At 64.6% G+C, this 23,549-nt stretch carries 12 protein-coding genes; 10 read left to right on the top strand and 2 right to left on the bottom strand.

From position 1 onward, the window contains the following. The first annotated feature begins 439 nt into the window (after positions 1 to 439). The 8 genes from glgA (at position 440) to glgB (ending at position 15,094) form a co-directional block, all read left to right on the top strand. Entirely contained in the window at positions 440 to 1,930 is a 1,491-nt protein-coding gene (glgA, locus tag DOM54_RS08355) for a glycogen synthase GlgA (RefSeq protein ID WP_240613821.1), read from the top strand. 185 nt (positions 1,931 to 2,115) lie between these two features. Then, positions 2,116 to 3,276 carry an alpha amylase C-terminal domain-containing protein gene (locus DOM54_RS08350; protein WP_162619799.1) on the top strand — a complete coding sequence of 387 codons (1,161 nt, stop codon included), beginning with the start codon at positions 2,116 to 2,118 and terminating at the stop codon, positions 3,274 to 3,276. Beyond that, positions 3,273 to 5,126: a malto-oligosyltrehalose trehalohydrolase gene (gene treZ / locus DOM54_RS08345; protein ID WP_206019057.1), complete on the top strand. Its 1,854-nt coding sequence runs from the start codon at positions 3,273 to 3,275 to the stop codon at positions 5,124 to 5,126. Before DOM54_RS08350 ends, treZ begins: the two co-directional genes overlap by 4 nt. 17 nt (positions 5,127 to 5,143) lie before the next feature. Beyond that, entirely contained in the window at positions 5,144 to 7,255 is a 2,112-nt protein-coding gene (gene malQ, locus DOM54_RS08340) for a 4-alpha-glucanotransferase (RefSeq protein WP_162619798.1), read from the top strand. Then, positions 7,252 to 9,954: a malto-oligosyltrehalose synthase gene (gene treY, locus DOM54_RS08335; RefSeq protein ID WP_110715903.1), complete on the top strand. Its 2,703-nt coding sequence runs from the start codon at positions 7,252 to 7,254 to the stop codon at positions 9,952 to 9,954. Before malQ ends, treY begins: the two co-directional genes overlap by 4 nt. Positions 9,955 to 10,061: 107 nt before the next feature. After that, positions 10,062 to 10,529, top strand: a complete 468-nt coding sequence (locus DOM54_RS08330) for a DUF2934 domain-containing protein (RefSeq protein WP_240613820.1) — start codon at positions 10,062 to 10,064, stop codon at positions 10,527 to 10,529. Between the two features lie 125 nt (positions 10,530 to 10,654). Continuing rightward, positions 10,655 to 12,778 carry a glycogen debranching protein GlgX gene (glgX, locus tag DOM54_RS08325; protein ID WP_240613819.1) on the top strand — a complete coding sequence of 708 codons (2,124 nt, stop codon included), beginning with the start codon at positions 10,655 to 10,657 and terminating at the stop codon, positions 12,776 to 12,778. Positions 12,779 to 12,814: 36 nt separating this feature from the next. Then, a complete protein-coding gene (glgB, locus tag DOM54_RS08320) occupies positions 12,815 to 15,094 on the top strand; it encodes a 1,4-alpha-glucan branching protein GlgB (protein ID WP_110715901.1) in 2,280 nt (759 codons plus the stop codon). Here glgB and treF read toward each other — a convergent pair. Together treF and DOM54_RS08310 are read right to left on the bottom strand one after the other, a co-directional pair. Beyond that, positions 15,065 to 16,621, bottom strand: a complete 1,557-nt coding sequence (gene treF, locus DOM54_RS08315; protein ID WP_240613818.1) for an alpha,alpha-trehalase TreF — start codon at positions 16,619 to 16,621, stop codon at positions 15,065 to 15,067. The two genes, glgB and treF, sit on opposite strands and share 30 nt — an antisense overlap. 52 nt (positions 16,622 to 16,673) lie before the next feature. Continuing rightward, positions 16,674 to 17,438, bottom strand: a complete 765-nt coding sequence (locus tag DOM54_RS08310; RefSeq protein ID WP_110715899.1) for an SDR family NAD(P)-dependent oxidoreductase — start codon at positions 17,436 to 17,438, stop codon at positions 16,674 to 16,676. Between the two features lie 273 nt (positions 17,439 to 17,711). Between DOM54_RS08310 and DOM54_RS08305 the strand changes: the two genes are divergently transcribed. Both DOM54_RS08305 and amt read left to right on the top strand, forming a co-directional pair. Beyond that, positions 17,712 to 19,940 (top strand): mechanosensitive ion channel domain-containing protein, encoded by a 2,229-nt coding sequence (locus DOM54_RS08305; protein ID WP_240613817.1) that lies wholly within the window; start codon positions 17,712 to 17,714, stop codon positions 19,938 to 19,940. 125 nt (positions 19,941 to 20,065) lie between these two features. After that, positions 20,066 to 23,431, top strand: coding sequence for an ammonium transporter (amt, locus tag DOM54_RS08300; protein WP_110715897.1), 3,366 nt, complete (start codon positions 20,066 to 20,068; stop codon positions 23,429 to 23,431). The last annotated feature ends 118 nt before the right edge of the window (positions 23,432 to 23,549 follow it).

Genomic DNA, 23,549 nt, shown 5'->3' with positions numbered 1-23,549 from the left:
GAAATCGGCTTTTCAAAGGCAATCTCCCACGGAGGTTGCCTTTTTTAATGGCCGTCGCTTCGCTGGCTACGGCGGCGAGCCAAACAGGCTTTGACGCTATCCGGCCGGTGGCATATATCTGTAAGAGGGGGCAGCGTCACCAAGCGACGCTCGCCACCCGATCACGCCCGCGAATCATTACCCGGCATTTCGGCACGAGTGACCAACCGTCGGTCTTTTCTATTAACGTCGGTTATGGCCGTCACGGGCTCCCGAGGCGCAGGATGATGTGTCGACGCTGGTTAAACTTGACTGGTGGACTCAATGTTCAGGGAGGCTGAACATGACGCAGGCCGCAGTTCGTGGGAGGCAAAGTCATACGGCTGCGAGATATGGGGAGGACCCCCTTTGGCTCGCGTCGCTGTCTGGTCGAACCTCGTCCAGGGCCCCGGCGGGGGCATTGTCACGCCCGCTTCCCTCTCCGCCGATCCGTAATCGCCGTGTACTGTTCGTCACCACCGAGATCGCCGATTTCATCAAGGCGGGCGGTCTGGGCGACGTGTCCGCGGCACTGCCCCGGGCGCTGAAGCCCAACTATGACGTGCGGGTGCTGATGCCCGGCTATCGCCAACTCCTGACCGCCGGGCATCCCATCGCTCACGTGGCCAGTCTTCCCGCCCGGCACGACTTGCCGGCCTGCGAGATCGGGCGTCTGCTCTGTGAAGACGGCTTGATCATCTACGTCGTGCTGTGCCCCGAACTCTACGATCGGGTCGGCAATGCCTACGGCGACGAGCTGGGGGTGGGCTGGCCGGACAACGATATTCGTTTCGCCCGGCTGGCGATGGCGGCGGCCGAGATCGTCAATGACGCGACGCTGCTCGACTGGCAGGTGGAACTACTCCATCTCAACGACTGGGCGACTGGTTTGACGGCGGGCTATGTCCGCTGGCTTGGCAAGCGCTATGTACCTTCGGTCTACACCATTCACAATCTTGCCTATCAAGGGGTGTTTCCGCTGGAGCGCATGCCTGCGCTGGGCATCCCGGCATCCGCCTTCCACATTGATGGCGTCGAGTTTCACGGCCAGATCTCGTTCATGAAAGCGGCACTCTCGTACGCCTCCCACGTGACCACGGTCAGCAGCAATTACGCGCAGGAGATCACCACGCCCGCCCTGGGATGCGGGCTCGAGGGGCTGCTCAAGAAACGGGCCCTGGAGGGTCGGCTCAGCGGCCTGCTCAACGGCATCGATGACCGCTGGGATCCTCGTACCGATCCTCATCTGGCGCCGAATTTCGGCATCAACGACTGGCATGGCAAGCGCGCCAACATTCAGCGCGTGCGCCGCATGTTCGGGCTGGAGCCGAGCAGCGGCCCGCTGTTCGCCGTCGTCTCGCGGCTGGTGGCGCAGAAGGGGCTGGATCTCACCATACAGGTGGCGGACTCGATCGTGCGGGCCGGCGGGCAACTGGTGGTGATCGGTCGCGGCGAGTACGCCATCGAGCAGTCGCTGGTGGAGATGGCGTCGCGCTATCCCGGCCAGGTGGGCGTCAACATCGGATTCGACGAAGGCGAGGCGCGTCAGATCTATGCGGGCAGCGATTTCCTGCTGATGCCGTCCCGTTTCGAGCCTTGCGGTCTGAGCCAGCTCTATGCCCAACGCTTCGGTTCGTTGCCGATCGCGCATCGAACCGGAGGTCTGGCGGATACGATCCAGGACGGGATCAACGGCTTGCTATTCGACGACATGAGCCTGGATAGCTATCGCGCCACGGTGCTACGTGCCTTCGATCTTTTCCGGGCCACCGACCTGTTCTACGCCATGCGGCGCGCGGCGATGGCCGGGCGTCTGCACTGGCGACAGGCCGTGATTCCCTATCGACGGCTCTACGCCGACCTGCTGACCGAAACGGTCGTCCACTCCAACGAGCAGGTGCCTAGCCGATGAAGTACTCCGCAGGAACCAACGGGGCCGTCGCTGGCATGAACTCGATGCCACGAGCGAGCCTCGGGGGCGTAGGCGCTCGCATGAACGATCAGGACGGGACGCCGCCCCCCCCATCGCCAAGGGCCGGAGGCTCTGTCGGTGATGGTGAGGGTGAGGACGCGTGGTCCTGGGACGACGGAGACTGGATGCGATCGAGAGCGGGGCGTCATGGCGGCGACATGCCGTTGTCGCTCTACCGACTGTGTGGGGCTGATTGGTACGCCTCCCGCTTCCCTCCGCCCTTGAGCTGGAATCATCTCGCCCAGGAATTGGTGCCCTATGTCGCCGACCTGGGATTTACCCATGTCGTGCTCGACGAGGGGCTGATCGCGGTGCCTTACGCGGTGGTTTGCCAGTTCGTCGAGACCTGTCATGTCGCCGGCGTGGGCGTCGTGGTTCAGCGTCCTGCGTCGTTGCCGATGTCCGAGGCCGAGTTTCTCGAATGGTGTGAGCGCTGCCATCTCGATGGTATCGACGAGCGCGGCCGCGACGCCGATGGCGGCTGTCGGTTGTTCGGCAGCGACACCGTCGGGACGGCGCTGACGTTGCATCGTCGACCGCGATGGCGGGTTGCCAGCGCCGACTATCTATCTCTGGGGCCCACCGGACGGCATCGACGACACCGCGACTGGGTTGAGGCGTTGACTCCGCGCGAGAGCTCGCGTGGGTTGCTGGAGCAGGTGCCGGATGAAGGCTCGGCGCTCGGCCAGTGGCGGCAGACAGTCCATGGAGATGACTGGCAGCGTTTCGCGGCGTTCCGGGCATGTCTGGCGTTGATGTGGGCGCTGCCCGGTGACAAGCAGTTGGCGATGGGCGTGGAGCTGGGCCAGGTGCTGGCCGGCCCGTGGGAGGCGCCGCTGCATTGGCCGCTCCTGTTCGAAACCCGGCACGCAGGGATGCTGCGTCTCGTCGCCGATCTCAACCGGCTGTACGTCAACGAGCCGGCGCTGCAGATCCGTGCCGACGAGTCGCTGGGATTCGAGTGGCTGGTCGACGATGACAGCGACAATAGCGTTGTCATATTCGCCCGCCATACCGAGAGCGGTCACGCCAGCATGATCTGCCTCTGCAATTTCCAGGCGTGCGTGCATTACCGCTATCGGTTTGGCGTTACCGGTGCTGGCCGGTGGCGGGAGATATTCAACAGCGACAGCGTCTTCTACGGAGGGAGCAACGTGGGTAATGGCCATGGCGCGACGACCGAAGCGATTCCCAGCCACGGCCATGCCCAGTCGCTTGCCGTGACGGTACCGCCCATGGCTGCGTTGTATCTGCGCCACGAGACCTGGTTCGAGGAGGCGCCATGAGCGCCAGAACCGAGGGGCCCCGTGATGAGGCGAGAACACCCTGGGCGCCTTTCTACGGCGCGACGCCGATGGCCGATGGCCGCGCTTGCTTTCGGCTGTGGGCGCCCAGCGCCCGGCGGGTGATGCTGGAGTGCGAGGGCCTGGCACCGCAGCCGATGGAGCCGGTTGCCGAGGGCGGGTTCGAACTCGAGCTCGAGTGTCCCCCGCAAGTGGCCTACCGTTATCGCGTCTTCGTCGGGGATGACGAGGACGGGATGCCGGTGCCCGATCCGGCCTCGAGAGCGCTGCGGGGTGGCGTCGACGGCGCGTCCCTGCTGGTCGGTCGCGATCACGGCTGGCGCCATGACGACTGGATGGGCCGCCCTTGGGAAGAGACGGTGATCTACGAGGTCCATCTGGGCGCCTGTGGCGGTATCGACGGCCTGCGTCGGCGCCTGCCGGCACTGGTCGAGTTGGGCATCACCGCCATCGAGCTGATGCCGGTCGCCGAGTGTCCCGGGCAACGCAATTGGGGCTACGACGGCGTCCAGCCCTATGCTGTCGCGTCCTACTACGGCTCGCCGGAAACACTGAAAGCGCTGGTTGATGAGGTTCATGGGCACGGCCTGATGATCTTTCTCGATGTGGTCTATAACCACTTCGGGCCGGACGGCAACTTCCTGCCTCACTACGCCAAGCCTTTCTTTCGTGACGACCTGCAGACACCTTGGGGCGGCGCCATCGACTTCCGTCGTCCGCAGGTGCGGCGCTTCTTCATCGATAATGCGCTGATGTGGCTGCTCGAGTACCGTTTCGACGGACTCCGGTTTGACGCCGTCCACGCCATCAGCGAACGGGACTTCCTGGTCGAGCTGGGGCAGACCCTGCGCGAGCACATCGGTCCGGCCCGCCATTGCCATCTGATCCTGGAGAACGAGAACAACCAGGCTAGCCTGCTGGCACCGGGTCTGTTCGACGCCCAGTGGGCCGATGACTGGCATAACGTGATGCATGTGCTGCTGACTGGTGAGCACGAAGGCTATTACGCCGATTTCGTCGAGAACGCCACGGCGAAGTTGGCGACGGCGATGGCTGAAGGGTTCGTCTATCAGGGCCAGCGCTCGCGCAAGGGTGAGGCTCGGGGAGAGCCCAGCGGGCACCTGCCGCCCACGGCGTTCGTCAACTTCCTCCAGAATCACGATCAGATCGGCAATCGTGCCCTCGGCGAGCGTCTATCACGATTGAGCGAGCCCGACGCGCTCGATGCGGCGACGCTCCTGTTGCTGCTCTCTCCCGCCATCCCGTTGTTGTTCATGGGCGAGGAGTGGGGTTCGAGCAGACCGTTTCTCTTCTTTACCGATCATCGAGATGACCTGGCCGATGCGGTGCGTGAGGGCCGTCGTCGTGAATTTGCGGACTTCAGCGCGTTCGAGGACCCGGCACAGCGCGAGCGGATTCCCGATCCCAACGCGGCGGCGACTTTCGCGGCTTCACAGCTCGACGATCAGGAAGCGGCCATGCCCGACCACCTCGACTATCGGGCGCGTTTCGCTACATGGCTGGCGTTGCGTCACCGCTTCATCGTCCCCTGCCTGGTGGGCTGCCATGCTCTCGGCGCTCGGGTTCTCGGCGACAAGGCCGTGGAGGCCGTCTGGCGGATGGGCGACGGTCAAGTCCTGACCGCCGCGATCAACCTCTCGTCACGTCCGGTTGGCTTGGGTCTTCGTGGCGACCCGCTGGCCTGCTCGCGACCAGGTATCACCGACGCTCTCGGCGAGGGCCAATTGCCGGCCCACGCGAGCGCGGTGTGGCTTGGCCCGTCGGATGCCAAGAGGGTAGCCGATGACGTGGCGGGAGCGCCCCATTCATGACGGACCAGGGCCACCCTTTGATCGAACGTTCAGATGCGTTGCAACAGCTCGCCGAGTCGGTCGGGCTGCTGGTCGAGTGGACCGGTAGTGACGATCGGCGCCAGTCGCTCTCCGAGGCGCGCCAGCGCCGCATGCTCGAATGCCTCGGCTGGCCGGCCGCCGATGACCAGGCGGTCGCCGCCAGCCTGGCTCGCTGGCGAGCCCGCCACCATCCGGTCGCTTTCGATCAGTTACCGCCATTGCTGATCGCCGACCAGCAACGGCCGTTCCCGGTTCCGGTCGCCGAGGCGGGCGGATGCGGCTTCGTCGTCCGGCTCGAGAGCGGCGAAACGCTGGACGGTCATCTCGATGCCGGTGGCCATCTGCCTGCCGTTCACGAAATCGGCTATCACCGTGTCAGCTTCCTCACCGGCCGGGGCGACGACAGCGTCACCCGTCTGCTGGCAGTGACGCCAGCGCGTTGCTTCGCACTCTCCGATATCGCTGAGGAGCGGGGAGAGGCGCGTCCCAGCTACTGGGGAGTTGCCGCGCAACTCTACGGGCTTCGGCGTGATGGCGACGCCGGGATTGGGGACCTGGCCGCGCTCGATGAACTGTGTGGCGCGGTGGCCCAGGCCGGCGCGGATGCCGTTGCCATCAGCCCCGTGCATGCGCTGTTCGCGGCGCACCCCGAACGATTTAGCCCCTATTCGCCCTCCAGCCGGCTCTTTTACAACGTCTGGCACGCCTCGCCGGAGGGCCTGTTCGACGAAGAAATACTGGATCGGGCAAGAGCGCCCTTCGTCGAGAGCATGACGCGGCAGGAGTCGCTGGCGCTGATCGACTGGCCCGCCAGCGCCCGTCTCAAGCTGGCGATGCTGGAGCGGCTATTCCAGTATGTCGAGCATGACGAGCGCGCGCTGGAGTGGCGCTCTCGACTGGTCGCCTTCCGGCGCGACGGCGGGGAGAGGCTGGAGCGCCACTGCCGCTTCGAAGTGCTGCAGGCGCATGCCGACGAAACCGATTGGCGCCAGTGGCCCGAGGAGTGGCGTGACCCGGGTAGCGAAGCGGTCGAGGCCTTCGCCGAGCAGCACCGGGAGGCGGTCACCTTCGCCGTGTTTCTGCAGTGGCTGGTGGCAGCCGGGCTCGATCGGGTGCAGCAAAACGCGCGGCGCGCCGGTATGGCGGTGGGATTGATCGCCGACCTGGCGGTGGGTGTCGATCCCGCTGGTAGCCAGGCCTGGAGCGATCCCGCCGAGCTCCATCGGGGCCTGAGCGTCGGCTCGCCGCCGGATGCGTTCAATGCCCATGGCCAGAACTGGGGGGTGGCGGCATTCTCGCCGGAGGGGCTGGTCGATTCCGGATATCGTGGCTTCCTCGCCATGCTGCGCGCCAGCTTGGCCCACGCCGGCGGCCTGCGCATCGATCACGTGTTGGGGCTATCGCGGCTGTGGCTGGTCCCGGAAGGGGAATCGTCCCAGCAGGGGGCCTACCTACGCTACCCGCTGGACGACCTCCTGCGCCTGGTCTCGCTGGAATCCTGGCGTCACCGGGCCATCGTCATCGGCGAGGATCTGGGGACGGTGGAGGACGGGCTGCGCGACGCGCTGGCGGACCGCGGCGTGTTGGGCATGAGCGTGATGTGGTTCGAGCGCGAGGGCGACGCCTTCCTCCCGACCGGTGCATGGCGCGAGGGCACGATGGCGACGACCAGCACCCACGATCTCCCCACGGTGGCGGGCTGGTGGCTCGAGAACGATCTGCGGTGGCGCGATCGCCTGGGACTGCTCGCCGAGGACGAGACGCTGCCCAAGCTCAGGCAGGCGCGTGGCGAGGAGCGACGACGGCTGGCCGCTGTCTGCGGTCTTGGCGCCGACACCCGCCAGTCACTGGACTCCGATGCCGTGGAGGTCAACGACGTCGTCGATGCGGCGCTGGCGCACGTGGCGGGAACACCGACGCCGTTGGCGCTGTTACCGCTGGAGGATCTGCTGGGCTTGCTGGAGCAGGCCAATTTGCCGGGCACCCTCGATGAACATCCCAACTGGCGACGCCGGCTACCGGTCCCGGCGCCCCAGGCGCTCGAGACCCGGACCGTGCGGCACCGGCTGACGCGCATCGACCGCATCCGCCGGGGAGGTCGATCATGAGAGCCGTTCGCGCCACCGTAAGATTGCAACTGCACGCCGACTTCACCTTTAATGATGCCCTGCGGCAGGTGGATTACTACGCCGCGCTGGGTGTCAGCCATTTCTATCTATCGCCCTTCCTGGCCTCGAGAAGAGGATCGACCCACGGCTACGACGGCGTCGATCCGACCCGGATCGACCCGGAACTGGGTGGCGAGGCCGGCCTTGCCCGTCTGGTCGAGGGGCTGCATGCCGCGGAGATGGGGATCGTGGCCGATATCGTGCCCAATCATCTGGCGGTGGGGGCAGAGAATCCCTGGTGGCAGGACGTGCTGGCTCTGGGGCGTGCCAGTGACTACGCCCGCTGTTTCGACATCGACTGGGAACAGCCCGGTGCCGACGGCAAGATTCTGCTGCCTTTTCTGGGGGATCGCTACCTGAGGGTACTGGAAAGTGGCGAGCTGGTGCTGGCCTGGGACGCGACCCGCGGCGTCTTTTTCATCGCCTATCACGAGCACCGGTTTCCGATCGACCCCAACCAGATCGAGGCGCTGCTGGCGACTTCATCAACGGACGATCGTCAGGCAGCCGCCCTCCCGCCGAGGGAGGAACTGGCCGAGGACCACCCGCTGGTCGCGGCGGTCATCGCGGACCATGATGCCAGGACTCAGGCAGGCTGCTCGCGGCTGCACGCACTACTGGAGCGTCAAGCCTATCGGCTTCTCCACTGGCGCACCGCCAACGATGCGCTCAACTGGCGCCGATTTTTCGACATCACCGAGTTGGCGGGGGTGCGGGTCGAAGACGAGAGCGTATTCGATCTCTCTCACGCCTATCTCCTGGCACTGGTGGAGCGCGGCTGGATCGACGGACTGCGTATCGACCATATCGATGGCCTGGCCGACCCTCGTGGCTATGCGCTGCGGCTGCGCGGTCGTCTCGATGCGATCTCGGAGCGGCAGGGCGTGGGGAGCCAGCGATTGCCGATCTATGTCGAGAAGATCCTGGGTGAGGGCGAACGCCTCCACACCGACTGGGGCGTTGACGGCACCACCGGCTACGAATTTCTCGATCTCGTCTCGGGTATCCAGCACGACCCGGCAGGTCGCGAGCCGTTGACTCGGCTATGGCGGGAGGTCAGCGGTCGCAGCGCGGATTTCGCCGCCGAGGTCGAGATCGCGCGTCAGGAAATGCTGCACGGGCCGCTGACTGCCGAATTCGAGCGTTGCGTCAGGGCGATGCGGGCCCTGGCCGGCGCTAGTCCCGCCACCCGCGAATTCAGCCTGCCCGCGATTCGACGTGTGGTGGCGGCGCTGGCGATCGGCTATCCGGTCTATCGCAGCTATACCGATCGCAACGGTCGTCCCGAGGTGGATATCGGCGCGTTCGAGCATGCCATGCAGGTGGCGCGGTCGCGGTTGTCCGCCGCCGACGCCTCGTGGCTGCCGCTACTGGATGACTGGCTCGGTGGCGAGGCACCCGACGCGTTCGACGAGCCTGAGCGCGAGTTGCGCTTGAGCGCGATCACCCGCTTCCAACAACTGACATCGCCACTCGCGGCGAAGGCCGTCGAGGATACTGCCGGCTATCGCTCGGCAGTGCTGCTGTCGCGTAACGACGTTGGCTGCGAGGGCGCTCACTTCGCCTATCCGGTCCCGCACTTTCATCAGGCGAACCGGCAGCGCCTGGCGACATTCCCCCATGCCATGCTGACCACCGCGACACACGATCACAAACGTGGCGAGGACGTCCGTGGGCGCTTGGCGGCATTGAGCGAATGGGGCGACATGCTGGCCCCCAAGCTGCGCGCCTGGGCCCGGGACTCGCGTCTTTATGACAGTCACGCCGCACCCAGCGGCGGGGATCGTCTGATGATGCTCCAACTGCTGCTGGCCGCATGGCCACTGGAGTTGACGCCAGCGCAGGCGCGGAGCGAAGAGTCCGCTTCCCGCGAGCGGGAGGCACTGCATGAGTACGCCGATCGTCTCGTCGCCTGGCAGCGCAAGGCGATGCGAGAGGCCAAGCTGGCGAGTCACTGGCTGGCCCCTGACGAGCGCTACGAACAGGCCGGCGAGGATGCCATACGGCGTGCGTTGACCGGCGATGCGCTGACCCGCGAGCTGGCCTCGGCAGCGACGGTGCTCGACATGCCCGGCGCGGTCAATGGCCTGGCGCAGACGGTTCTCAGACTCTGCTCACCGGGCGTTCCCGATCTCTATCAAGGCACCGATTTCTGGGACCTTTCCCTGGTCGATCCCGACAATCGTCGCCCCGTCCACATGGTGGCGCGCCGGGAGGCCCTGGATCACGCCGAAACGCCGGTGGCGGCCTGGCGTCACTGGCGGGACGGCGCCGTCAAGCAGGCCATCTTGCAGCGGTTGTTGAATTTGCGCCGTGACCACCCCTCACTTTTCGATGGCGGGGAATATCTGCCACTGCAGGCGACGGGGACCCACGCCGACCGCGTCATTGCCTTTGCACGCAGAGCACAAGGCATGACCTTGCTGGTGGTCGTCAGCCGGCTCGCTTCGGCGCTGATGGACGAGACCCTCGAGGGGCGTCTCCAGTGGTCGGACACAGCGCTGTCGCTTGAAGCATTGAACCTGAAAGGTGTCGGTCAGGGCTGGTTGACGCCGGCGCCGGTAGCAGCCGAAGCGGAACTGCCGCTGCATCGGCATTTGTCGGATTTTCCCTGCGGGGTTTGGGTGTGGGCGTCTTGAACCCGCTATCTTGAGAGTGAGGCGCTGGTGTTGTCGGCGCTGGTGTCGAACGAATCCGATGGGGCAGGGATGCCCCTTCGAGCCACGCAAACAGAAAGGAGCGCATCATGATGACCGGTCGTGAACAACGTATACGGATGCTGGCTTATCGCATATGGGAGTCGGAGGGACGGCCCGACGGTCAGGAGGCGCGCCACTGGGAAATGGCCGAACGTATCGTCGAAGCCGAGAACGCCCGTGAGGAAGAGCAGGAGTGGCGTGCGGTGTCCGACGAGCCCTCGCCGCTGGAGGGCGAGGATCCGCCCGCCGAGCCTGACGAACTGGGTATAGACGAGCCGCGTCTGCCGCTGGACGATCCAGAGACCGAGGCGCGCAAGGAAGAGGATACCGGAATCGAGGCACCGCCGAGTCAGCCCCGACCCCGGGCTCCACTGCGGCGCAAGGCGGCGAGCGGCGACGAGAGCGCCTCGCCGGCGCGCAAACGGGGGCCGGCCAAGGCCACCGAGGGCAGCAGCAGGAAAACGGCCGCCAAGCCGCGCAAGCCCCGCGGGACGAACGACGACAAGAGCGAATAACCGACCCACACTGGGTATGACAGGGTGACAGGGATGAACCTGGCTCGCCCGGAGGGTAGTCGATGACCGATATGCGATGGGGACGGGATGGAACGATGGGGCAGGTCGTTCAGGAGGCAGGAACCATGCAGTCTCGGATTCGGGAGGGGCTTCCCTACCCGTTAGGGGCGACATGGGATGGGCTCGGCGTCAACTTCTCGCTGTTTTCGGCCAATGCGACTCGAGTCGAGCTCTGCCTCTTCGATGAATCCGGACAGGAAGAGCTGGAGCGGGTCGTGCTGCCGGAGTACACCGACGAGATCTGGCACGGCTACCTGCCGGATGCCCGTCCAGGCCAGCTCTATGGCTATCGGGTACACGGCCCCTATGATCCGGAATCCGGCCATCGTTTCAATCATCACAAGCTGCTGATCGACCCCTATGCCAAGCAACTGGTCGGCGAGTTGATCTGGGACGATGCCCTCTATGGCTACACCATCGGCCACGAGGATGGCGATCTCAGCTTCGACGAGCGTGACAGTGCGCCGTTCATGCCTCGCTGTCGCGTCATCGATCCCGCGTTCACCTGGGGGCGATCCACCGAGATCCGGGTGCCGTGGAGCGACACCGTCATCTACGAGACGCATGTTCGCGGTTATACCATGCGCCACCCGTCGGTACCGGAAGCGCTGCGTGGTACGTTCTCGGGGCTAGCCGTGCCGGAAGTGATCGACTATCTCGTCGATCTGGGCGTCTCCTCGCTCGAATTGATGCCGATTCACGCCTTTGCCGACGACCGGCACCTGCAGGAGAAGGGCCTGCACAACTACTGGGGCTACAACACCCTGGCGTTTTTCGTGCCGCACCCGAACTACATGTCGACCGAGACCGTCAGCGAGTTCAAGCAGATGGTGGCGCGCTACCACGCTGCCGGCATCGAGGTGCTGCTGGACGTGGTCTACAACCACACGGCGGAAGGTAACGAGATGGGGCCGACGCTGTCGTTCAAGGGCATCGACAACGCTTCCTACTATCGCCTGATGCCGGAAGAGCCGCGCTTCTACATCAACGACACCGGCACCGGCAACACGTTGAACCTCTCCCATCCCCGGGTCCTGCAGATGGTGACGGACTCGCTGCGCTACTGGGCCGACGAGATGCGTGTCGACGGCTTCCGTTTCGACCTGGCCACGATTCTCGGGCGCGAGGCCGATGGCTTCGACGAGGGCGGCGGGTTCCTCGACTCCTGTCGCCAGGATCCGCTGCTGTCCCAGTGCAAACTGATCGCCGAACCCTGGGACTGCGGTCCGGGGGGCTATCAGGTCGGCAAGTTCCCGCCCGGTTGGGCGGAATGGAACGACCGTTTTCGCGACGACATGAGGGCGTTCTGGCGGGGAGACGAGGGTCGACTGCCTGCCTTTGCCAACCGCCTGACCGCCTCGGCCGATCTGTTCAACCACCGCGGGCGCAAGGCGTTCTCGTCGATCAACTTCATTACCGCCCACGACGGATTCACGCTCCGTGACCTGGTGAGCTACAACAACAAGCACAACGAGGCCAATGGCGAAGACAACAAGGATGGCCATGACGATAACGTTTCCTGGAACCATGGCGTCGAGGGGGAGACCGACGATGCCGGCATCCGCGAACTGCGCATGCGCCAGATGCGCAACCTGCTCGCCACGCTGATGCTGTCCCAGGGCACGCCGATGTTGCTGGCCGGGGACGAGTTCGGCCGCACGCAGGGCGGTAACAACAACGCCTACTGTCAGGATGGGAACATCGGCTGGGTCGACTGGAACCTGTCCGACGAGGGCCGTGGTCTGCTGGCGTTCACTCGCCAACTGATCCGGCTGCGGCGCCAGTATCCCATTCTGGAACGCGGGCGTTTCATGACCGGCAAGCTGGATGAAAACCTGGGCATCAAGGACGTCGCGTGGCTCACCCCGGGCGCGGAGGAGATGACGGTGGACCATTGGCACGACGAGGAGGCCAAGGCGATTGGCGTCGTCCTCAACGGGCATGCCCAACCTACGGGTATCTGCCGCTTCGGGTCCGACGTTACGGTATTTCTGGCACTCAATGCCTCCGACCAGGATGTCGATTTCGTGCTGCCGGACGTCCCGGGGGGGAGCGAGTGGCTGAGACGCGTCGAAACCTTCGATCCAGCCGCCGGGGACGTTCGCTGTCCCATGGAGAGTGGCTACCGGGTCAAGTCGCGTAGTCTCTCGCTGTTCGAACTGATCGAAGAGGAGGCATCGGATGATTGATCGCTCTCTCGATATTTTACGGCCGGCAGGTGGCTCATGACATCGACTCACGCTCGCGGCACGGTCGGTGAGAACGATGCCGATCTTCCCGTCGCACCCTCGTCCAGCTTGGCGGGGGTGAGCGCCTCTCGCCTCGGCGTGGCGGATCTGGAATCGCTCGCGCATGCGACGCACGCCAACCCTTTCGCCGTACTGGGACCTCATGTCACGGCCGGCGGCGAGCTGGAAGTCAGTGCCTACCTGCCGGGTGCGCTGTCGGTATCGCTGGTGGAGCGCGACAGTGATCGCTTACTGGGGGAGTGTACACTCGGCGCCATCGAAGGATTTTTCGTCGGGAAAATGGCAAAGCCTTGTGCCTATCGGCTGCATATCCGGTGGCCTGACGGGGAGCAGACCGTCGCTGATCCTTACGCCTTCCCGCTGTTGCTGGGCGACACCGATCTCTACCTGATTGGCGAGGGGAGCCATCGGCGCCTGGGTGAATGCCTCGGGGCCCGCGCGATGACGGTCGAAGGCATCGAGGGCGTACGTTTCGCGGTATGGGCGCCCAACGCGCAGCGGGTGGCGGTGGTCGGTGACTTCAACGGCTGGGACTCGCGTCGTCACGGGATGCGCTGCCGTTATCCCTCGGGCGTGTGGGAGATATTCATCCCTGGGATCGGGGCCGGTGAGCGCTACAAGTATGCCTTGATCGACATCAATGGCGAGCGTCTGCTCAAGGCCGATCCGGTTGCGCTCTCCACCGAGCCGCCGCCCCTGACGGCGTCGGTGGTGGCCGACGCGTCGCCGTTTGCCTGGCATGATCAGACCTGGATGGCCGAAAGACCTGGACGCCATGCCCCCTCGGCACCGATCTCGATCTATGAGGTGCACGCCGGTTCCTGGCGCAAGCATGGCGGCGACGAGGGCAGAATCTATGGCTGGCGGGACCTGACCGAATCGCTGATCCCATACGTGCTCGAGATGGGATTCACCCATGTCGAGCTGATGCCGATCATGGAGTATCCCTTCGGTGGCTCGTGGGGGTATCAGCCGCTATCGCTGTTCGCGCCCAGTGGACGCTTCGGGTCGCCGCAGGAATTCGCGGCGTTCATCGATGCCTGCCACATGGCGGGGATTGGCGTGATCCTCGATTGGGTTCCCGGCCATTTCCCCTCCGATCCTCACGGCCTGGCGCGTTTCGACGGCACCGCACTCTACGAATATGCCCATCCTTTCGAGGGCTATCACCAGGATTGGAACACCTACATCTACAATCTGGGGCGGCGCGAGGTCCACGGCTTCATGCTGGCCTCGGCGTTGCACTGGTTGCGCGACTTCCATATCGACGGCCTGCGGGTCGATGCGGTCGCCTCGATGATCTATCGCAACTACTCCCGCCGCGAGGGGGAGTGGATTCCCAACCATCTCGGCGGACAGGAGAACCTCGAGGCGGTAGCCTTCCTCCAGCATCTCAACCAGGTCGTCCAGGACGAGGTGCCTGGCGCGATCGTCATCGCCGAGGAGTCGACGGCCTGGCCCGGTGTCACCGCGCCGGTCGAGCAGCATGGCCTGGGTTTCAGCTACAAGTGGAACATGGGCTGGATGCACGACAGCCTGAGCTACATGAGCCACGATCCCCTTTATCGTCGCTATCATCACGATCAATTGACGTTTGGCCTGATCTACGCCTTCAACGAACGCTTCATGCTGCCGATTTCGCATGACGAGGTGGTGCACGGCAAGGGGTCGCTGCTGGACAAGATGCCCGGCGATGACTGGCAGCGATTTGCCAACCTCAGGGCTTACCTTAGCTTCATGTGGTTGCACCCCGGCAAGAAACTGCTGTTCATGGGCTGCGAATTCGCCCAGGGGCGGGAGTGGAGCCATGACCGCGAACTCGACTGGTGGCTGTTGCAGGAAGCGCCCAACGCCGGCATTCGGCACTTGGTGGGCGATCTCAATGCGCTCTACCGCTCGCATCCGGCGCTTCATGCACTGGATTGCGAGGCGGATGGCTTTCAATGGGTCATCGGCGACGACAGCCACAACAGTGTCTTCGCCTGGTGGCGGCGGGATCGCCACGGTCGCGAAGCACTGGCGGTGGCGAACATGACGCCGCAACGGCTCGGCGGCTATCGCATCGGGGTGCCTTCCGCCGGGAGCTGGCAGGAGCGCTTCAACTCCGACGCGGCATGTTACGGCGGCAGCAACGAAGGTAACGGTGGCGGTTTGCAGACCGAGGCGGTCGCCGCCCACGGCGAGCGTCAGTCGCTGGTGCTGACGCTACCGCCGCTGGGAGTGATACTACTGATGCCCTTCGCGCTGGGCGATTAGTGCCCGGGTGACGCCGTTGGTCCAGCCGAAGCCGTCCTGAAGCGGGTATTCGCCGCCGGTGGCGAAATCCGCGCCAGGGTAGAGCACGTACTTTTCCACCAGCTTGCTCTCGCGGCGGTAGAGCTCCTCGACCAGGGCGAGCCAGCGATCGGCGATGGTATCGGCGAGTTCGGTGAAGCCGTAACGCCGTAGTCCCTCGATCGCCATCCACTGCAGCGGTGCCCAGCCATTGGGATGATCCCACTGCTGCTGGCTATCGGTGATCTCCGTGGTGGCGAGACCGCCCGGTGTCACGAGTCGGTTGGCGATGATGTTGGCGACACGCTCGGCCTGGGCGTCGGAGGCCGCGCCGACGAACAGCGGAGCGACGCAGGCGGCCGTCAGGTGGACGCTGCTCTGGCCCCGCACGAAATCGTAGTCGTAATACGCGCCTCGGGTATCGCTCCAGAGATACTTGTCCATTGCCGCTTGCCGGCGCAGCGAGCGGCGGCGGAATTCTCCGGCCCTGGCATCGTCACCCGTGGCGGTATGGAGGCGACAGAGTGTCTGCTCGAGATGGAACAGCAGCGCGTTGAGTTCCGGCGTGATGAAGTGAGTCGTACGAATGGTGCTGAGATCCGTCACATCCTCCAGCCATCGCCCGCTGAAATCCCATCCGCTCTCCGCGCCGGCGCGAAGATCCCGGAACAGCGCCTCCGCCGGGCGTGCCGCGCGCCGGGATATCTCGACGTCCTCGCGGAACGATTCCTCACGAGGCGTGGCGCGATCGTCCCAGTGCCGATTCAGCCGACACTCGTCGTCTAGGCGCACGCAGCGACGATGGCTCTCTCCCGGGGCCAGGATCTCCTCTCCATCCATCCAGAAAGCGTACTCGCGCTCCAGTTGGGGGAGGTAGTCGACCGCCTTGCGCAGACCCTGGCGCTCGGTCAGTTCGACCATCATCGAGAACAGCGGTAGCTGGGACCGGCTGAGATAGTAGGTACGGTTGCCGTTGGGCATATGACCGTAGCGCATGATCAGATCGGCGCAGTTATCGGTGACCGCGCACATCAAGTGGTTCTCGCCGCTGGCGGCGAGCCCCAGCATGGTGAAGTAGGAGTCCCAGTAGTAGTACTCGCGAAACCGCCCGCCGGGCACCACGTAGTCGTGGCACAGCGCGAGCAGCGAGGACCAGCGCGGGTGCTGGCGCGAATTGCGGGTCAGCACCGGCCACAGGTTGTCGATATGTTCGATCAGGTCGTGCTCGGGGCGGGCTTCGTAGCCCCTGCCCGGAACCATGTCGCTGTAGAAGTGATCGGAGACGAAGACGGCGAGATCGAATCCCACCTGCCGTCGCTGCTGTTCGTAGGCTTCCATGATCTCCGCGGGCGGCTGTCTCGGAATCGAGTCGGCGAAGGTCTTGGAGTCCTCGAAGATATGCGCCAGCGCGACCGCCTCGAACAGCTCGCCGAAGCGGTCGTGGGGGGTGACCGCCGCGTCGTCGATCGAGCAGGCGCTCCCGGATGACATCTGAAAGCTGTCGAGCATGTCGGTTTCCCTGCATAACGTGGAGCGTACCGGAGACGACATGGCCCCCTGGTTATTCTTCATATTGCCACAGTAGCCCGCCATCCACTGGTAGTGATGCGCCAGTCATGTAGGCGGCATCGTCGGATGCCAGAAATTCGACCACGCCCGCCACGTCCTCGGGCCTGCCCAGACGGTTGAGTGGAATGTTACCGAGAAGATGGCGCAGTTTCTCCGGATCCTCTTCGAGCGCCGAATTCATCGGGGTCTTGATGGCGCCGGGCGCCACACTGTTGACAGTGATGCCCAGCGGCGCCAGTTCGATGGCCAGGTTGCGGGTCAGCATGCGCATGCCGCCCTTGCTCATGCAGTAGCTGGTGAAGCCTGGAAAGGGCAGATCCTCATGGACCGAACTCATATTGATCACGCGCCCGCCGCGGCCTTCGTCGCGCAGATGGCGGACGAAGGCCTGGGTGGTGAAGAAGACGCCCTTGAGATTGGTGCGCATGACCTTGTCGTAGTCGGCTTCATCGACGTCGAGGAAGGGCGAATCTATTTCGAGTCCGGCATTGTTGACCAGGATGTCCAGGCGGCCCAGTGCCTCGACGCTCTCCGCGATCAAGCGGCGATTGGTATCGACATCGCCGATGTCTCCGGTCACGATCGCAGCCCGCCTGCCATGGGCGCGGACCCTGCGTGCGGTCTCCTCGGCGCGCTCCGAGGGGCGGCTACCGCTGACGACGACATCGGCGCCGGCCAGGGCGAGACGCTCGGCAATGGCGCGACCAATGCCCTGGGTGCTGCCGGTCACCAGGGCGACCTTGCCTGAAAGGCGCATTTCTCTCTCCTTGCTTGATTTCGCTGGCCCTGCGTAAGCGTTCCGAGCGAGGTGTGGAAAATGATGGCGGAATCGATGACAGCGGCGTCTGGCGGCTGAGGCCGATCAGACCTCCGTGCCGAGCGCGCCCGTCGAGGCAACGTCTCCATTGAAGATAGAGCAGCTTCGACCTTTGGACCAAAGAGTCGAAGCGTTGTTCTGGCCTCGCGTGGATAGCATGATGTCTGGCGACAAGCCCTCGACGGCTCGATATTGATGCGGATAGGAGTCAACGTGACGGGATTGAGAAAGCTGGGATGGATCTTGGGGTTGGTCCTGACATTGCTGGTCAGCCCGCCAGTATCGGCGCAGTCCTTGACCTCGCTGATGGGCGGTAAGCAAAGCAGCGGTGCTCAGTCGGCAGCCGCCCCTACCCCGCAGGAGCTGAGTACCTCGCTCGATCAGATCATCACCACGCTCGAGGACAGCGACCAGCGCCAGTCGCTGCTGGAGCAGCTCAAGCAGCTGCGTGACGCCACGGCAGCGGATGCCAGGCAGGAGGGGAGGTCGGAAGGATTGCTGGGCGCCCTCGCCCAGTCGTTCTCTTCCCTGGAAACCGACGGGCTCGACAATCCGATCCGCTACTGGTCGAGCCGCGCCGACCAGGCCGGGGACGATCTCTCGACGCTGGTCAGCGAACAACGGCATTGGCCAAGAGTCTTTTTCGAACTGGCTTGGGTCACCGCACTCTGGGTCGGCGTGACGTTGCTCGTGGCAACGCTCTGGCGTTGGGGCATCCGCCAGTTGGGGCTGACGTGGCATCTGCCGGCGGAGCCGACGACCTGGACGCTCATTCGCCATATCGTGCGGCGCGTGGTGCCTCTGGCAATCGGCTTCGTTGCCGCGCTGATGACCGTACATCAGGTCACGACCGGCACGGTCGGCCTGACATTGGCCATGGTCGCGGCTTACGCCACGCTTTGCGGCGCGGTCTTCTCCGCGATTTGCGAAATCGTGTTCTCGCTTTTCGGCAGCGGGCATCGCCACACCGCGCTACGCATCCTGCGTCGGCGCGGAGCCCGCTGGCTGTTTGCGCTGGGAGCGCTGGTCGCGCTGGGTGATGCGGCCAATGCCGAGGCGCTGGTCAAGCCGCTGGGCGAAGGGGTCACGACCTTCCTGTCGCTGATCGCCAATGTGTTGGCGGCATCGCTGCTGGGGGCTTTCGTTCTGGTGTTCCGGCGACCCATACGGCATTTGATTCGCAATCGTCCCTATTCTCAACGTCAGCAGCGTCGCGCGACCACCGAACTGATTCGGGCATTCAGCCGAGTCTGGCACATCCCCATTCTGGTCATGGTGGCGGTATCGCTGATCGCGATGATCATGTCGGCCGAGGATTCTCGCAGCGCGTTCTTCCGGGCGGTGGTGACGGCTGGGCTCATGATCGCGACCCTGGTGGTCACCGGCCTGATACATCGGCGAGGCGCCAACGTTCGTGAGAGCCCCTCCTCGGAATACGCTGCACGCCTGGCGCGCTTCGGCTTCACCTTGGCACATCTGGCCAGTTGGATGGTCTTCGCCGAGCTGGCGATGCGGGTCTGGGGCTCGTCGCTATGGGCGGTGGGCGCCTCCGCCGGCATCGGGCAGCAGATCGTCAAGGGCGTGCTCGGGCTGGGTGCAACGTTCCTGCTGGCGTGGCTGGTATGGATTCTGGCGGATACCGCGATCAAGCATGCGCTACTGCGCAGTAGCCGTCGCCACGGCCGACGGGTCAACGCCAGTGCCCGCGCCCAGACCATCACGCCATTGCTGCGCAATACCGTGTTCGTGACCATCGCAGTGATCGCGCTGATCATCGCACTGGCCAATCTGGGCGTAAACGTGACGCCGCTGCTGGCGGGTGCCGGTGTCATCGGCCTGGCGGTCGGCTTCGGGGCGCAGACGCTGGTCCAGGATCTGATCACCGGCCTGTTCATCCTGATCGAGGACTCGCTGGCGATCGACGATTTCGTCAATCTGGGAACGCACAGCGGTACGGTCGAGGCGTTGAGCATTCGCACCGTCAAGCTGCGGGATCTCGATGGCATCGTGCACATCATCCCGTTCAGTCAGATTCAGGGGATCCAGAACTACTCCCGTGAGTTCGGTATTGCGCTGCTGCGGATTCGGATCGCCCATCACATGAAGATCGATGATGCGATCGAGATCGTGCGCGAGATCGCCGACGACCTGCGCAGCGACCCGATGATGCGCCACCACATCTGGTCGGCACTGGAGGTTCAGGGTATCGAGAGCTTCGATGCCGGGGCGGCGATTCTGCGCGTGCGGATGCGCACCGCGCCGATCATGCAGTGGGACGTGGCCCGCGCCTTCAACCTGCGCCTGAAGCAGCGCTTCGACCAGGACGGGCTGGATCTGGCAATGCCGCGCATGAGCGTGGTGATGGAGCAAACGCCGGTGACTGCGCGTGGCGAGACGACCCGGGAGTCGGTAACGGCCCCCGGCGAGCCGGACGCCCAGTAGAATCGAGATACCGTGTGCGATCCCCGAAGAGCGAGATACAGTCGCGCCCCTGGCGGCCGATAACGCTTCTGATGAACAATGTCATATGACCAACAACAACAAGAATGCGGACCAGGAGCGTTACGATGAGCGAATCGGTGGCGGCGGTCGATGCGCTGTGGGTCACCCTTGGCGCCATACTGGTATTCATGATGCAGGCCGGGTTTCTTTGCCTGGAAGCTGGCGTCACGCGCAGCAAGAACGCCATCAACGTGGCGATGAAGAACGTCTGCGATTTCGCGGTGGCGATGCTGGTGTTCTGGTGCGTCGGTTTCGGCATCATGTTCGGCAGCAGCCAGGGCGGCTGGTTTGGTACGACGTTCTTCTTTCCCGAGTTCGAGGGAGAGGGCACCTACTGGCTGGCGGTCTACTTTCTCTTCCAGGTCATGTTCTGCGCCACCGCGGCGACCATCGTCTCCGGTGCGGTTGCGGAGCGCATGCCGTTCCAGTCCTATCTGCTCATCACCCTGATCGTCAGTGGACTGATCTACCCGGTTTTCGGCCATTGGGCCTGGGGCGGTGGCTACACCGGTGAGCCGGGCTGGCTGGCCGCGCTCGGCTTCGTCGATTTCGCTGGCTCCACCGTGGTCCACAGCGTCGGCGGTTGGGTGGCGCTGGCCGCCGTATTGCGGATTGGGCCAAGACGTGGGCGCTTCGTTTCCGGGCAAGCCACCAAGCTGATGCCGGCGGGCGATCTGCCGCTCGCCATGCTGGGCGTGCTGGTGCTGTTCATCGGCTGGTTCGGATTCAACGGCGGCAGCACGCTGGCGTTCGATGCCAGCGTGCCGGGTGTCCTGATCAACACCGTGATCGCGGCGGTCTCCGGCGTCATGTCGGCCTTGCTGCTGGGCTGGAAACTGCGCGGTTTCGCCGAGGTGCTCTATGCCCTGAACGGTGCGATCGCCGGGTTGGTCGCGATCACCGCGGGCGCCCATGATCTCTCGGTCGATGCGGCGGTGATGACGGGGGCCGTGGGTGGGGTGCTGATGGTGCTGATGAGCGAATGGTTGCTGCGATGGCGTATCGACGATGCCGTCGGCGCCATCCCTGCCCACCTGGCTCCCGGTATCTGGGGTACGTTGGCCGTGGGGCTGTTTGGCGACGCCGATCGCCTTGGTACCGGCCTGGGTTGGGCCGCGCAGTGTGGCGTGCAGCTTTTGGGCGTGGTGGTGTGCGGGCTCTGGGCGTTTCTGGTGAGCTGGCTGCTGTTCGGTATCCTGGGGCGGTGGCTGCCGCTGCGAGTCTCGGCCGAGGCTGAGGAGATGGGGCTGAACATGGCGGAGCACGGTGCCCGCACCGAGCTGTTCGAGTTTCTCGACGCCATGCGTCAGCACGAGGAGCATGGCGAGATCGGCGCGCGGGTCGCGGCCGACCCGTTCACCGAGGTCGGCCAGATCGCGGCCAGCTACAACCGGGTGTCGGCGGCGCTGGAGCGAGCGATGACGCGTACCCAGGTGATCATGCGCAACCTGCGCGACGGCATGCTGACCTGGCGAAGCGATGGTGTTCTTACCGCGATCAATCCAGGCGCGGAGGCGCTGTTCGGTGTCAGCGCCGAGACGGTGATGGGGACTCCCGTCGAGGCCTTGATTCGCTGCCGGATTCCGGCTCCCGGCCAGCGACGCGAGCTACGCGTCCTCACGGCAGCGGGTCCACGGTCATTGGAAATCCAGGTCAGCGAGGGAGCGTCCGGTTCGGAGGCGGAATTCGCCGGTATGGTGCGTGACATCACCGAGCGCAAGCGAATCGAGGAGCAACTGAGCCGCGAGCGGGAACTCGCCCTGGTCACGCTGGCGTCGATCGGTGATGGCGTGATCACCACCGATCACAGTGGCCTGGTCACCTTCCTCAACGCCGAGGCGGAGCGTTTGACCGGGTGGACGCTGGAGGCCGCCCGGCAACTGCCGGTGGGCCAGATCTACAGCCTCATCGACGAGGCGTCGAACAATCCTATCGACAATACCGCCCGCCAGGTGCTCGCCAGTGGCAAGGCGATCGCCAGTCTCGAGACGCGCCTGCTGGTCGCACGTGACGGCAGTCGCTGGCCGGTCCAGGACTCCGCCGCCCCGATTCGCAGTCGCGGCGGCTACACGGTGGGCGCAGTCGTCGTCTTCCAGGACAAGACGCTGACCCGAGAGCTGACCCGTAAGCTCAACCATCAGGCCAGTCACGATGCGCTGACCGGGCTGGTCAATCGGCGTGAATTCGAGCGACGACTGCAGGCGGCGCTACTCGATGCGCGAGGTTTCCATGTGCTCTGCTATCTGGATCTCGACCAGTTCAAGATCGTCAACGACACCTGCGGCCACAGGGCGGGGGATGAGCTGCTGCGTCAGCTGTCGATGCTGCTGCGTGCCCAGATTCGGGATATGGACCTGCTGGCGCGATTGGGTGGCGACGAGTTCGGCATCGTGTTCTTCGAGTGCGATCTGGATGATGCGCTTCGCGTTGCCGAGGGTATTCGTGAGGCGATCGACGATTTCCGTTTCAGTTGGGAAGGGCGGACGTTTGCGCTGGGCGCCAGCATCGGTCTGGTCGCGCTGGACGTGGGCCGCTCGGTCGTCCTGAGCGAGGCGCTGAGTACTGCCGACGCCGCCTGCTATGCCGCCAAGGAGGCGGGGCGCAACCGCGTTCATGTCTACCAGCCGGACGATCGCCAGTTGCTCGATCGTCATGGCGAATTGCAGTGGGTGCCGCGCCTGCAGGCGGCGCTGGACCAGGATCGCCTCCGGCTTTACGCGCAATCGATCGCCTCGGTGGCCAATCCCGGCGACATCCACCATCACGAGATCCTGGTGCGACTGGAGGAGAACGGCAGGTTATACGCTCCGGGTAGTTTCATGCCCTCGGCCGAGCGTTACAACCTGATCGTGCGGATCGATCGCTGGGTGGTACGCAACACATTGGCGTGGCTGTCGGATCGCTATCGTCACAAGGCGAGCGCTGGCATCGACACCTGGTCGATGAACCTGTCCGGTGCATCGCTCTCCGACGAGCGCTTCTGCAAGGAGCTGGCGCTGTGGGTGAAGCAGGCGGCGCTGCCGGCCGGCACGCTCTGCTTCGAGATTACCGAGAGCGCGGCGATCTCCCAGCTATCCACGGTGACACGGTTGATCCATCGTCTCAAGCGGTGGGGCTGTCGGTTCGCACTGGACGATTTCGGCGCCGGCCTCTCTTCGTTCGCCTACCTGAAACAGCTGCCGGTGGATTACCTGAAGATCGATGGCGCCTTCATCAAGGATATCGATACCGACCCCATCAATCGGGCCATGGTGGAAGCGATCAATACGGTGGGACACACCGTGGGCCTGAAGACGATCGCTGAATTCGTCGAAACACCGGAGGTCATGGCGCAGTTGTCGCGGCTAGGCATCGACTTTGCCCAGGGCTACCTGATCGATCGTCCGCAGCCGCTGGAGAATCTGTCCGATGTGAGAGTCATGCCGCGCTAGGCGGCGCTTCGCTTATCGGAAGAAGTCTGACTCCACGACAGGCTTTCGGTCGCCGCGGGTAGCGATGGGGCACGAGGACATCATCACCGGCGCGAAGTTGAGTGCTCCTTGCTTGGCA

Origin of the sequence: Salinicola acroporae (assembly GCF_003206615.1) — a bacterium.
Taxonomy (GTDB): domain Bacteria; phylum Pseudomonadota; class Gammaproteobacteria; order Pseudomonadales; family Halomonadaceae; genus Salinicola; species Salinicola acroporae.
The sequence above is the reverse complement of the archived record's forward strand: the minus strand, read 5'-3'. Positions and strand labels throughout refer to the sequence as shown.